Genomic DNA, 13,733 nt, shown 5'->3' on the forward strand with positions numbered 1-13,733 from the left:
CTTCTAGATTGTTTTTTTCTGTTTGACACCACAAATTAAGTTGCGGATAATAAAAATACACATATTTTTTCTGAAAGGATTATTATTTATAATTTTCACTCAAGTTTTCCCACAATCTTTGTGAGACTTTTCTGGCTTCTTTATAAATTTCATTGACATCATCTGTGGGAACCGTTATTTTGTAATTATCCATTAGCAATTTGCCGTTGACAATTACATGAGATGGTCTAAAGTTATCAAGCAAGCCAAAAACAACATGTCCATAAACATTTTCCTCACTAATAGGTGTGGGAGGAATATATGGAACAATTATTAAATCAGAGACATACCCTGGTTGTATTTTTCCTAATTTGATTTTAAGTAGTTTACTTGCTATTTCGTATGTATTTGATATAGAGTATTTTAGGTCATCTAACGAGAATGCAAGAGGAGATTTACCTTTTAGCTTCATTGAAAAGAATAAATTTAGTAATTCTCTTGCCAAGTTAAATCCTAAACCGTCATTACCTATTATCGTTTTTACATTATGTTTCTTCATTTTTTGGTAATCTGGAAGACCAACTCCGTTATTCATATTGGAAGAAACGTTTAAAGCAATATAACAGTTATTTTGACTGATGAGTTTGAGTTCCTCCTCAGTAACGTGGACACAATGTGCAAGGATAGAATTTTCTCTAAGTAGGCCAAATTTATTCAAGCGATTTATAACTCGCATTCCATATTTTGAAAGTGAATCTTCTACATCATCTATACTTTCTGCTGTGTGAACATGAATAGGTCCTTTGTAAAGTTCGGATATCTTTTTTAAGGTTCCATCAGACAAGCTTAAAGATGCATGTAATCCAAATAATCCTGCATACATATCAGTATTATTTTCATTTAAAAATAAAAGATTTTCTTGGATACATTCTTCTACGTTGAATCTGTCACTTGTTTCAAAACAAAAAATTCCTCTTAATCCTATTTCATCGCACAATGCTTTCCTTAATGTATTTAAACTTCCTTTAATTTGTTTTCCACTTGCATGATGGTCAATAACTGTTGTTATGCCATTTTTGATAAATTCAATCCCTGAGACAAGAGCGCTAAAATAATTTTCAGTTTTACCAAGCTCTGAATCAAGTTTCCACCATAGTTGATTTAATATATCTTTAAAGTTTGTAGGATTAAATGGTAGACTTAATCCTCTTGCAAATGTTGAGTAAATGTGTGTATGTCCAATAACTAAACCTGGCATTACAAAATTTTCATGTGCATCAATCACATGTGATGCACCTGGAAATTTTTCCATACTACCAATTTCAATTATTTTTTTATTGAATAATATATAATAATTTTTGTGAAAATTATCAAAATCAAATATGTTAGCATTAATTATAGCTTTCATCAATATTACCTCCTGATAAATTTTCCGAGGGGTGAATTTAATAATTGATTATCTATCACTAAAATACCATCTTTAATTACTTTTTCTATTTTTCCTTTTATCTTTGTATTTAAGAAGAGATCATAGTCGGCTTTTGTATGACTTTCTACTATTTTTCCGTTGTAATTAGGATTGAAAATTATAATATCAGCATCGGATCCTGGGAGTAGTGCCCCTTTTTTAGGATATAGACCGAAAAATTTTGCCGGGTTTATTGTAAATTTATCGATTATTTTCTCACCAAACAATGAGTACATTAATATGAATGAATGTTCAATTCCTCCAATTCCCATGGGAAGGTTTCCTGTTTTCTTTTTTCTTTTGTCTTTCTTGTTAAATGAACAATGATCAGTGCCAATTGAAAAGATATTGTCAATGTTTGCTTTTAGTTTTTCTTTTTCAATTTTACTTCTAAGGGGAGGTGTCATAGTGTATAGATAGGCATCTTTTTTACTGTATACTTCATCATCAAAATAAAAATAGTGCGGGCAACTTTCAAAAAATAAATTCTTGTTATGAATTTTTGCAAATCTATTTTTAACTTCTTCAATTGAAGTTCCACAAGTTGTATGCACAATATAAGCAATTCCTTTTGTTTGATAAATAAATTCGGATATTTTGATTATTTCAGAAATTTCAGAAATTTCTGGTCTTGCCTTTGAATGGAGATTAATTGAAACATTTTCAACTATCATGTCTTCATTTTCGGCGTGGATTAAAATTGGCACGTTATATTCTCTTGATTTTTCGAATAGTTTGTACAAAAGTTTGTCAGATGTTCTTCTTTTACTAGCAGAATAAGCGGTAAATACTTTTATAGACCTTGTTCCCAGTTTTTTTGACATTTTAAATAGCGTATCTAAATCACCATTGAACTGGCCAAGTGTAACGTGAAAAGAAAAATCTATTCTTGAATTTTGTGCTGCTTTTAATCTTTTATTAAACGCTTCTTCAAGTTGATCAAGAGAATTTATTGGGTCTAAAAAGTCAATTATTGTAGTTACACCACCAAATAAAGCAGAAATACTTCCACTCTTAAAATTGTCAATAGATGTATATCTTCCGAGGTTTAGTTCGAAGTGCACATGTGGATCAATAAAACCGGGAAGGATAATCTTCCCGGTTGCATCAATTTCTTTTTTGCATTTTTGATAATTTGTTGATAAATCAGATATTTTTCCTGCATTGATATATACATTTAGATGGATAAAAGTTCCATCTACAAATACTTTTCCGTTTACAATGCCAATATCATACATTCTTAAAATCTTCCTCCCATTAGCAGTGTCATAACGGCTTTAGCTGTGTGGAGCCTGTTTTCCGCTTCGTCATAGACTACAGAATGAGGACCATCTATTACGCTATCAACCACTTCTTTTCCTCTGTCTGCGGGAAGTGCATGCATATAAATGGAATGTTTTTTAGTAAGTTTCATTAATTCTTCTGTACAGATCCAATTTTTATGCTTTGCTTGTTCTGCACGAATCTCATCTGGATTATCCGATACAAAGAAACCACCCCAATTTTTTGGGATTACTACATCTGCATCTACAAATGCATCTTCCATCTTGTGAGAGATATTTAATTTTCCACCATACTTTTCCGCATTTTTATTTGCTTGTTCAACAATTTCTGGCATTAAATCAAATCCTTTCGGATAAGAAAGTGTAATGTCCATTCCAAATCTTGTAAATAATAAAATTTGAGATTGAGGGACTGATAGTGGTTTTAAATGACTCTCAGCATATGCCCAACTTATTCCTACCTTGAGACCTTTTAGATTTTTTCCAAATCTTTCTTGAATTGTTAAGATGTCGGCAAGTACTTGAAATGGGTGATATATATCGTCTTGGAGATTCATAACAGGAGCCTTTGAATGTTTGGCTATTTCGTTAAGGTATTTATTTCCTTCACCAAATTTACAATATCTTATTCCAATTCCATCTCCAAATCTGGATAGTATAATACCGGTATCTTTTGCGACTTCTCCATGTGCTATTTGCATTTTATCAGGTGTTAAGAATATTCCAGTACCTCCTAATTGTGCTATACCCGCTTGCATACTATTTCTTGTTCTTGTACTTTCATCGAAGAATATCAAAAATAACGTTTTGTAAAGTAAATATGGAGTTGCTTCACCATAGCTGAATTTTATTTTTAATTCTCTTGCAAGGTCTAACATTATATCTATTTCTTCATTTGTGAAATCTTGAGTTGTTATAAAGTGTCTTCCTCTGAAAAACGTAGACATAGTCATTCCCCCTTTAAGTTTTTGATTAATGTTTTTGGAAATGTAGCGTAAAATGCAGCAGCCTTTATAAGATGTTCAATTTCCACCTTTTCATTTGGTGCATGAGCATATTTTTCATCACCTGGTCCAAAGCCAACGGTTGGAATGTTGTAGACTCCTGCTGTGACTGTTCCATTAGTCGAGAATATCCATTTGTCTATTTTCGGAGAGGAATTAAATAGATCTACATAGTTTTTTATGGCGCTTTGGACAATAGCACTCTCTTCTGGATAAACCCATGCAGGGAAATATTTTTCCGTTGGATATACCACACCAGTATACGATGGTTTTTTGTATTCCAATTCAATAATTTGAGCATCTTCAACACCAGCTCTTTTAAATACTTCTTTAATTTCATTAAATACCACTTCTTTTGTTTCGCCTTCAGTTATTCTTCTGTCTATCTGAATCTCACATTGATCAGGTACTGCATTGTGTGAAGGAGATTTAAAAAATATTTGTGAGACTACTATTGTCCCTTTTCCCAAAAATGAGGTGCTTTCCAACCTGTAATTTAGTTTTTCAATTTTGTTTATTATTTTTGCCATTTTGTATATAGCATTTATTCCTCTTTCTGGTGCACTGGCGTGTGCGGATATCCCATTTGTTCTGATTCTAAATTCTATTCTTCCTCTGTGGCCCCTGTTTATTTTTAGAGATGTTGGTTCAGTAATGAGAACAAAATCTGGTTTTATCTTCTCTTTTTCAATGATATATCTCCAGCAAAGACCATCACAATCTTCTTCCATAACCGTACCTGTAACATAGAGTGTGAAATCATCAAAAATGTTTAGTTCTTTGAGTATTTTTGCTCCATACACCATTGAACACATTCCTGCTTTTTGATCAGATGCTCCCCTACCATATACGTATTTTTCATCAAAACTTCCGGAAAATGGGTCTCTTTCCCAAAGTGTTTCATTTCCAATATCTACAGTATCAATATGGGCGTCCATTGCAATTTTTGTTTTACCGTTTCCTATTTTTCCGATTATATTTCCCAGCCCATCGATTTTCACACTATCAAATCCGACCTTTTCCATTTCACTTTTGATAACTTGTATAACTTCTTTTTCATCACCAGAATAACTTTTTGCTTTAATTAATCTGCTCATGAAGTGTATAATGTCATTTTTGAATTTGTATGCAAGTTTTAATGCTTCGTTCAATTTAATCACCTCCGTTGTTTCACAATTATAAAGGAAGTGTTGAAATTCAAAAATATGCGAAAATTAAAAAAAAAGAAAAGAAATTTAATTTTTTTTTAGATATTATTAAAAAATGGTCAAAAAATAAAAAAGTTGACTACATGGATTATATGTGATAAATTATTAAATGTAGTTGGGGCCGTAGCTCAGTTGGGAGAGCGCTACCTTCGCACGGTAGAAGCCGTGGGTTCAAATCCCATCGGCTCCACCAAAACAAAAAACGGGTAATCATAAATGATTACCCGTTTTTGTTTTGTTTTATTTTCATTTAAGTTCTTCTAGAATTTTATCTACTATAATCTGACCAACTCTTAATTGCGCTTCAACTGTAGATGCGCCAATATGTGGTGTTGCTACAACATTGGGAAGTTCAAGAAGTCTTTTTCTAAGTTCATCTGTTGGTGGTTCAACTTCAAATACGTCCAAACCTGCTGCGTATACTTTTTTAGCGACAAGAGCATTGTAAAGTGCTTCTTCATCAACTATACCACCGCGAGCGGCATTTACAATTATAACACCATCTTTCATTTTTTCGAAAGCTTCTTTGTTTATAAGATGTGTGGTTTCTGATGTTTTAGGTACATGAATTGTGATAATATCAGATTCCCTAAAAATAGTATCCAAATCGACTAGTTTTACATCTAAATCTGTTTCTTTTATAAATGGATCATATGCTAGGATATTCATATCAAAGGCAAGTAACCTTTTTGCCACTTCTTTTCCAATGTTTCCAAATCCTATTATTCCAACTGTTCTTTTGTATAATTCATGACCTTTTAATTGTTTTTTACTCCAAATACCGTTTTTTAAATCTTCTGTACCCTTTGCTATATGTCTTGAACAAGCGATCATTAAACCAATTGCAAGTTCAGCAACTGAAATACCATTTGCTCCTGGTGTATTTAATACCTTTATACCTTTTTCTTTGGCTTTTTCAACGTCTACGTTATCCAATCCCGTACCAGCTCTTGCTATTATTTTCAACTTTGAACCAGCTTCAATTACATCTGCTGTAACTTTAGTAGCGCTTCTTACTACCAAGACATCAATATCAGGCATTTCTCTTATAAGTTCTTCTTTTTCAAGATGTGTATCTGTTACTAAGTGCCCGGATTTTTTAAGCCTTTCCATTGCGCTTTTATCAAGGGGATCGTTCACGTGTATTCTCATTACTTATTTACCTCCTTGAATAGTACCTCTTGAGCAGCTTTTACACCGGTACCAAATTCAACTTTATAACCAAGTTCGTTTAATACAAATTCCAAAGCGGAAATTCCTACGATTGTATCAAAAATACTCAAATAACCAAGTGTGGATATTCTGAAAATCTTACCCTTAAGGTGTTCTTGACCACCTGCAATTGTGACCCCATATTTATCCCTCATGATTTTTGTTAATTTTTTGCCATCTACTCCTTCGGGCACTTTAACTGCTGTTGCAACGTTACCAGGACGTTTGGAGAATAGTTCAAGACCTAGCGCTTTAACAGCAGCTCTTGTTGCATCTGCAAGCATTTGATGTCTTTTCCAAACATTTTCTATTCCTTCATCTTTGATCATTTTTATTGCTTTTCTTAACATATAGATTAAATTTACGCCAGGTGTCCACGGGTTATCTGGATATTTTTTCGCGTATGCTTTAAGATTGAAATAATAATTGGAGTTGTTGGATTTTTCCACTAAATTCCACGCCTTATCGTTTAGAGCAATAAATGCAAGACCTGGCGGAAGCATAACTCCTTTTTGTGAGCCACTTACCACAACATCGATACCCCATTCATCCATTTTTAGTGGTTCTGCAAGCAATGCGCTGACTGCATCAGTTACAAGCACAACATCTGTGTCTCTTGTAACTTTTGCTATGCCTTCAAGATCGATGACAGTACCTGTAGAAGTTTCACTGTATGTCGTAAATACTGCTTTTGCATCTGGATGTTTTTCTATTGCTTCTTTAATTTGTTCGGGAGTTACTGCTTCTCCCCATTCGAGTTTTATTGAAACTATATTTATGTTATACCTTTCTGCAATTTCTCTCCATCTTTCTCCAAATTTACCAGCTTCCACTATAATGGCTTTGTCATTTGGGTTTAAAAGATTGGTAATGGCAGCTTCAAGAGCACCAGTGCCAGAGGAGAGTAGAGTATATACTTTATTTTCCGTTTGGAAGAGGTATTTCAATTCGTTTAAAGTTTCTTCTAAAATACTAACAAATTGGGGTGTTCTGTGGTGAATTGTTTCGCGTGCTCCTTCAAGTAAGATATCAAAAGGTACTGGTGTTGGACCAGGTGCAAGTAAATAATTCTTCTTTATCATATTTCCACCTCCTAGAATTTTAATATGTTTCACACTTTAATTTTAAATAAAATAAATAAATTGTAAATACAGCATTTTAAGAGTTTTTTCTAATAAATTGCGAAAAATAAGAGATTTTAGCGTTAAACTTATCTATTTGGAGTTTTACTAATTGCTAATTATATTGTACACTTATTATAGAATTATTTCAATTCTGAAAAAATGCAAAAAATTGCATGCAAAAAATTGCAAACAAATTGAAAATAAAATATATTTTTGGAGGTGGAATTATGAATTACGATTCAAAGTATTCAAAATTAGGTAATAATTTAAGTTCCTCCTTAATTAGAGAGCTGTTAAAATATGCTTCTGTTGAAGGTGCTATTTCCTTTGGTGGAGGAGTACCAGATCCGGAAACTTTCCCTAGACATGAACTTTCCAAAATTGCTTCCGAAGTCATCGAAAATGAGTATAAATATGTTTTACAGTACAGTACTACAGAGGGAGATCCAGAACTTGCAAAGCAGATGATACGTCTTTTAAACAGAGTTTATGAAATAAACGATTTGGATGAATCCAATATAATGTTTACTACGGGATCGCAACAAGCATTGGAGCTTGCAGGTAAAGTTTTCTTAGATGAGGAAAGCATAGCCATTGTTGAAAATCCGTTTTACTTGGGAGCGGCTAGTGCGTTTAGAATGAGATTTTCGAAATTTGTTTCTGTACCTTTAGAAGATGATGGAATGAACGTTGAAGTGCTTGAAAAAAGATTAAAAGAACTCGATGAAAAAGGTGAAATAAAGAAAGTAAAATTTATATATGTTATTCCAAATTTTCACAATCCTGCAGGTGCTACTTTATCTCTTGAAAAGAGAAAGAGGATAATAGAGCTTGCCGAAAAATACGACCTTTTAATTATCGAAGATGATCCATATGGTTTGTTAAGGTTTGAGGGAGAGCATCTACCACCATTGTTTAAACTCGCTGGAAAAGAAAGGGTTATTCTTTTGAATACATTTAGTAAGATACTTGCGCCTGGATTAAGAATTGGAGCAGTTATTGGAGATGAAAAACTTGTCAGAAAATTTGTACTTGCAAAACAAGGAACAGATTTGTGTAGTCCTGCTCTCACACAGAGAATTGCTGCAAGATATCTTGAGAGATATGATTTAATTGAACAAATTACCCCCACAATTAAATTGTATAAATCAAAAAAAGACACGATGATGAAGGCATTTGAAAATACATTTTCAGATATTAAAGGAATAAAATGGATCTATCCAGATGGAGGACTCTTTACATGGGTAACTTTACCAGAGGGATTTGATACGTTGGAAATGTTTGAAATAGCAAAGAAAAAGTTGGTATTTTATATTCCAGGTCAAGCTTTTACACCGGATGATAGTGTTTCTTCTTCTATGAGATTATCTTTCTGTTTACCACCACATGAAAAAATAATAGAAGGTGTAAATAGACTTAAGGAAGTGATTGTGGAGTATGGAAAGTCTAAGGGGTTGATATAGTGTTAATATTAGTTATTAACCCTGGTTCAACGAGTACAAAAGTTGCAATTTTTGATGATGATAAAAAGTTAGTTCAAAAGACGTTAAGACACGATGTAAGCGAACTGGAAAAATTTAACGATGTTATGGAACAAGAGGGGTTTAGAAAGAAAGAGATTTTAAAGTTCCTTTCAGAAGAAGGTTATAAAGTGGAAGATTTTTCTGCAATAGCGTGTAGGGGAGGTATTTTACCACCGCTTGAAAGTGGAACTTATAGAGTAAATGAAAGTATGGTGGATTATTTAAAAAATAAGACCAAAGTCAAGCATGCTTCAAATTTAGCGGCTGTAATAGGGTATTCTTTGTCAAATGGAAAAATTCCTGTATTTATAACTGATCCTGTTTCCGTTGATGAGATGATAGATGAAGCTAGAGTTTCTGGTATTCCAGAAATTGAAAGATTGAGTCTTGCACATGCGTTAAATATAAAAGCAGTTGCTAGAGAAGTGGCAGAACAATTGGGAAAGAAATATGAGGATTTAAATATGGTAATTGCGCATCTTGGTGGAGGAATTTCGGTAACTGCCCATAGAAAAGGAAAGATGATAGATGTTAACAATGCAAATGATGAAGGACCTTTTAGCCCTGAAAGAACGGGAGAGCTTCCAGTAGGAGATGTAGTTAAACTTGCTTTTTCTGGAAAATATTCAAAAAAAGAATTGAAAAAGATGTTTGTTGGAAGAGGAGGATTAGTTGCGTATCTTGGAACAAATGATGTGAAGAAAGTATTAGAAACGGGAACGGATAAGGAAAAATTTTACGTTGATGCTATGATTTATCAAATTGCAAAGGAAATTGGAGGAATGTGTGCGGTATTGAAAGGAAAAGTGGATGCTATTGTTATCACAGGTGGTATAGCTAACAACCAAAATGTTGTTGAAAAAATTAAGTCATACGTATTTAAGTTTGCACCTGTTTTTTCTGTACCTGGTGAATTTGAAATGGAAGCTCTTGCAAAAGGTGCATTAAGGGTTTTAAAAGGCAAAGAAGAGGCAAAGATTTGGGGTGAGAAAAATGAATAAGTTAATGGAAATTCTTGAAAAGGCAAAAAAAGTAGGGAAAAAGACTGTAGCGGTTGCGGCAAGTGAAGATGAAGTTGTATTGAAAGCTTTGGATAGAGCGTATGAAGAAGGAATTATAAATGCAATACTTGTTGGAAATGTGGAAAAGACAAAAAAGATAGCGGAAAATATGGGAATAGATATTAATAAATTCGAATTCGTTCAAGCAGGTGATTATGTAGAAGCTGCTAACAAAGCGGTACAGCTTGTTACTGATGGAAAAGCACATTTTTTAATGAAGGGAAAGATTAAAACGGGAGATTTAATGAAAGTAGTATTAAAGGAAGAATATGGGTTAAGAACGGGAAGAACTCTCTCTCTTGTAAGTATATTTGAAGTACCAAATTATCATAAACTTTTAGTTGTATCAGATGCCGGAATGACTATTGCACCAACTTTGGAACAAAAAGCCGATATTATAAATAATACGGTTTTAGTTGCAAAGAAGGCTTTAGATGTAGATAATCCTAAAGTTGCTATATTAGGAGCAGTTGAAATAGTTAATCCAAAAATGCCTGCAACTGTTGAAGCGGCAATTCTTTCACAAATGAATAAGAGAGGCCAAATAAAGGGTTGTATAGTAGATGGGCCTTTTGCACTTGATAATGCAGTATCAAAGGAAGCTGCGGAACACAAAGGTATTAAAAGTATAGTTGCTGGAGATGCTGATGTATTAATTATGCCGGATATTGAGGCAGGGAATATATTCTATAAAGCTATGGTATTTTTAGCAGGGGCCAATGTTGCCTCAACAATTGTTGGTGCTAAAGTTCCAGTTGCTTTGACTTCACGAGCTGATTCAGATGAAACAAAGTTGTTGTCGCTTGCCCTTACCAATTTAATGGCAGGTGATGTAAATGTATAGAATTTTAGTTATAAATCCAGGTTCTACAAGTACAAAGCTTGCAATTTTTGAAGATGAGACACAGGTTGCATCAAGGACTTTAAGGCATACAGCAGAAGAACTTGCGCCATTTGAAAAATTGATAGATCAATATGAATTTAGGGTCAATGTAATAGAGAATTTTTTGAAATCTTTGGGATTTAAATATGAAGATTTTGATGCAATAGTTGGTAGGGGAGGACTTGTAAGACCAATCCCAAGTGGTACTTATAAGGTGGACGAGTTAATGGTAAATGAACTAAAGGAAGGAAAGTATGGAGAACATGCATCAAATTTAGGTGCTGTTATTGCATATGAGATTTCAAAAAAACACGGAATTCCCGCGTTCATCGTAGACCCGGTAGTTGTAGATGAAATGGATGAAATAGCAAAAGTTTCTGGATATCCTTTGTTTAAAAGAAAATCTATATTCCACGCTTTGAATCAAAAAGCGGTTGCTAGGAAGGCAGCAAGTGATTTAGGAAAGAAGTACGAAGATGTAAATTTAATAGTTGTACATATGGGTGGAGGTATTTCTATAGGTGCACATAAGAGAGGGAAGGTTGTTGATGTTAATAATGCATTAGACGGAGATGGTCCATTTACACCTGAAAGAAGTGGAACACTTCCGCTGACACAATTAGTAGATTTATGTTATTCAGGGGATTATACTTTGGATTTCATAAAGAAAAGGATAAAAGGTAAGGGAGGATTGGTTGCGTACCTTGGAACAAATGATGCAATGAAAGTTCAACAAATGATATCAGAAGGAAATAAAAAGGCAGAATTGATATATAGAGCAATGGCCTATCAAATTGCAAAATGGATTGGAAAGATGGCTGCAGCGCTAAGAGGAGAAGTGGATGCAATAGTGCTAACAGGTGGGCTTGCGTACGACAAAGAATACATAGTTAAGTGGCTTAAAGAACACGTGGAATTTATTGCTCAAATTTTGGTTTATCCAGGTGGTGATGAGGAAAAAGCACTTGCAATGGGTGCATTAAGGGTTTTAAATGGTGTTGAATCCCCAAAAGATTATAGTGAAGAGGTGCAAAAAAGTGTCTAAAAATTTTGTGTTTATAGGTTTATTTGGTAGTGGGAAAACAGAAGTAGCGATAAATTATGCCTTAAAATTAAGACAAGATTATGAAAAAGTTGCAATTGCAGATGTTGATACAATTTCTCCTTATTTTAGAACAAGAGATGTAGTAGATGAACTTACATTGAAGGGATTGAAGGTTATTACACCTCCGGGTGCACTAAAGCATGCAGATTTACCGATAGTTACTGGGGCGGTAGCTGGATATCTAAATAATCCGGATTATAAAACTGTTTTGGATGTTGGTGGAGAAGAAAATGGAGTAGTAGTTGTAGGCTATTTAAAACCGCATTTAAAGGATGCTGAAGTTTCCATGGTTATCAACACGAGAAGACCCTTTACTTCCAATGTAGATGGGATTGTAAAGACGTATGAACAGTTGAGTAAAGTTGCGAAAATAAAGATAGATTACCTTATTAACAACACTAATCTATCTGTGGAAACTACTAAGGAGATAATCTTAGAGGGTGAAAAGATTATAAAAGAGGCTTCTAAAATATTAAACGTTCCAGTAAAATATACAGTTATCCCAAATTTTCTTGAAGACTTTGAAACGGAGTTCCCAAAATTTTGGATAAAAAGGTTTATGAAAATGGATTTTTAAGGAGGGTGTTAAGATGCCTAAAGTAAAAGGATATATTGAAATTGATCAAGAAAGATGTAAAGGTTGTGGATTATGTATTGCCGCTTGTCCAACTAAAGTGATTGAGTTCTCAGAAGGATTTAATAGTAAAGGATACCACCCAGCTGAACCAAAACATTTAGAAAAATGTATAGCATGTGGTTTTTGTTATAGAATGTGTCCTGATGTATGTATAACAGTTTATAGGGAAGAGTGAGGAGGGAAAGATATGGAAAAAGTAATGGTAAAGGGAACAGAAGCAATTGGCGAAGCTGCTATCAGAGCAGGTTGTAGACATTTTTTTGGATATCCAATAACCCCTCAGAGTGAATTGCCGGAGTATATGGCTAAAAGATTACCAGAAGTTGATGGAGTGTTTTTACAAACTGAAAGTGAAGTTGCAACGGTAAATATGTTGTATGGAGCAGCTTGTACTGGTAAGAGGGTGATGACTTCTACTTCATCACCTGGATTTAGTTTGATGATGGAAGGCGTCTCTTATATGGCATGTGCAAAGCTACCCGCAGTTTTTGTTAATGTTGTACGTGGTGGTCCGGGTCTTGGTGATATTCAACCAGCACAAGGTGATTATTGGCAAGCAACAAAAGGCGGAGGTCACGGAGATTATAGATTAATAGTGCTTGCACCTTCTACAGTTCAAGAAGCAGTAGATTTAACAGTACTTGCCTTTGATTTAGCGGATAAGTATAGAACTCCTGCGTTAATTTTGGCTGATGGTTTGTTGGGACAGATGATGGAACCTGTTGAATTTCCAGAATTTAGGGATTTATCAACATTGCCAGACCATAGTGATTGGGCATTAATAGGGGCAAAAGGAAGGGAACCACATATAGTTACATCGTTTGATATTGATCCTTATAAATTGGAAAAGATGAACTTGGAATTAGTTGAAATATACAAGAAAATAGAAGAAAATGAAGTGAGATGGGAAGAATATAAAACAGAAGATGCGGAAATAATAATTACAGCTTTTGGAACAATTGGAAGAATAGCAAAGAGTGTTGTTGATATGGCGCGTAAAGATGGAATTAAGGTAGGATTATTTAGACCTATAACCGTATGGCCATTCCCATATAAACCTTTGGAGGAATTAGCAAATAAAGTGGATATGTTCTTTGATGTAGAAATGAACATGGGACAAATGTTAGAAGATGTAAAACTTGCCGTAAAGGACAAAAGACCTATAAAATTCTACTCGAGGATGGGTGGAGTAGTTCCAACACCAACCGAAATACTTAACGCACTTAAAGAGGAAATTAGGAGGTGA

Annotated in this window: 13 protein-coding genes and 1 tRNA gene; 8 read left to right on the forward strand and 6 right to left on the reverse strand. The window is 34.0% G+C overall.

Annotated features, from left to right (window positions below; translation table 11 throughout):
• Window positions 1–82: 82 nt before the first annotated feature.
• The 4 genes from AS157_RS08355 to AS157_RS08370 are packed head-to-tail and all read right to left on the reverse strand — an operon-like array spanning window position 83 to window position 4,885.
• Entirely contained in the window at window positions 83–1,387 is a 1,305-nt protein-coding gene (locus tag AS157_RS08355; RefSeq protein WP_077288797.1) for an amidohydrolase family protein, read from the reverse strand.
• A 5-nt stretch (window positions 1,388–1,392) separates the two neighbouring features.
• Window positions 1,393–2,685 carry a dihydroorotase gene (locus AS157_RS08360; RefSeq protein ID WP_077288796.1) on the reverse strand — a complete coding sequence of 431 codons (1,293 nt, stop codon included), beginning with the start codon at window positions 2,683–2,685 and terminating at the stop codon, window positions 1,393–1,395.
• A gap of 2 nt (window positions 2,686–2,687) precedes the next feature.
• The gene (locus tag AS157_RS08365) at window positions 2,688–3,677 is read right to left on the reverse strand and encodes an ornithine carbamoyltransferase (protein ID WP_077288795.1); all 990 of its coding nucleotides are present in this window, start codon (window positions 3,675–3,677) and stop codon (window positions 2,688–2,690) included.
• 2 nt (window positions 3,678–3,679) lie between these two features.
• Complete coding sequence (locus AS157_RS08370) at window positions 3,680–4,885, reverse strand: YgeY family selenium metabolism-linked hydrolase (RefSeq protein WP_077288794.1); 1,206 nt, start codon at window positions 4,883–4,885, stop codon at window positions 3,680–3,682.
• Between the two features lie 174 nt (window positions 4,886–5,059).
• On the opposite strand from AS157_RS08370, the gene AS157_RS08375 reads away from it, so the two are divergent.
• Window positions 5,060–5,135 (forward strand) — tRNA-Ala (locus AS157_RS08375).
• A 53-nt stretch (window positions 5,136–5,188) separates the two neighbouring features.
• On the opposite strand, the gene AS157_RS08380 is transcribed toward AS157_RS08375, so the two are convergent.
• On the reverse strand, window positions 5,189–6,094 hold the full coding sequence (locus tag AS157_RS08380) for a hydroxyacid dehydrogenase (RefSeq protein ID WP_077288793.1): 906 nt from the start codon (window positions 6,092–6,094) through the stop codon (window positions 5,189–5,191).
• A complete protein-coding gene (locus AS157_RS08385) occupies window positions 6,094–7,236 on the reverse strand; it encodes a pyridoxal-phosphate-dependent aminotransferase family protein (RefSeq protein WP_077288792.1) in 1,143 nt (380 codons plus the stop codon). The genes AS157_RS08380 and AS157_RS08385 overlap by 1 nt, the downstream gene beginning before the upstream one ends.
• Window positions 7,237–7,505: 269 nt before the next feature.
• On the opposite strand from AS157_RS08385, the gene AS157_RS08390 reads away from it, so the two are divergent.
• From AS157_RS08390 to AS157_RS08420, 7 genes are read left to right on the forward strand one after another with little or no spacing between them, the layout of a single operon-like run.
• Window positions 7,506–8,741 (forward strand): aminotransferase-like domain-containing protein, encoded by a 1,236-nt coding sequence (locus tag AS157_RS08390; protein ID WP_077288791.1) that lies wholly within the window; start codon window positions 7,506–7,508, stop codon window positions 8,739–8,741.
• The gene (buk, locus tag AS157_RS08395; protein WP_077288790.1) at window positions 8,741–9,802 is read left to right on the forward strand and encodes a butyrate kinase; all 1,062 of its coding nucleotides are present in this window, start codon (window positions 8,741–8,743) and stop codon (window positions 9,800–9,802) included. Before AS157_RS08390 ends, buk (AS157_RS08395) begins: the two co-directional genes overlap by 1 nt.
• A complete protein-coding gene (locus AS157_RS08400) occupies window positions 9,795–10,706 on the forward strand; it encodes a bifunctional enoyl-CoA hydratase/phosphate acetyltransferase (protein ID WP_077288789.1) in 912 nt (303 codons plus the stop codon). The genes buk (AS157_RS08395) and AS157_RS08400 overlap by 8 nt, the downstream gene beginning before the upstream one ends.
• Entirely contained in the window at window positions 10,699–11,790 is a 1,092-nt protein-coding gene (gene buk / locus AS157_RS08405) for a butyrate kinase (RefSeq protein ID WP_077288788.1), read from the forward strand. The genes AS157_RS08400 and buk (AS157_RS08405) overlap by 8 nt, the downstream gene beginning before the upstream one ends.
• On the forward strand, window positions 11,783–12,427 hold the full coding sequence (locus AS157_RS08410; RefSeq protein WP_077288787.1) for a cobalamin biosynthesis protein CobQ: 645 nt from the start codon (window positions 11,783–11,785) through the stop codon (window positions 12,425–12,427). The genes buk (AS157_RS08405) and AS157_RS08410 overlap by 8 nt, the downstream gene beginning before the upstream one ends.
• A 13-nt stretch (window positions 12,428–12,440) precedes the next feature.
• Window positions 12,441–12,662, forward strand: a complete 222-nt coding sequence (locus AS157_RS08415) for a 4Fe-4S dicluster domain-containing protein (protein ID WP_075665346.1) — start codon at window positions 12,441–12,443, stop codon at window positions 12,660–12,662.
• A gap of 12 nt (window positions 12,663–12,674) precedes the next feature.
• Window positions 12,675–13,733, forward strand: a complete 1,059-nt coding sequence (locus tag AS157_RS08420) for a 3-methyl-2-oxobutanoate dehydrogenase subunit VorB (RefSeq protein WP_077197866.1) — start codon at window positions 12,675–12,677, stop codon at window positions 13,731–13,733.

Origin of the sequence: Thermosipho sp. 1244 (genome assembly GCF_018588215.1) — a bacterium.
Lineage (GTDB): Bacteria > Thermotogota > Thermotogae > Thermotogales > Fervidobacteriaceae > Thermosipho > Thermosipho affectus.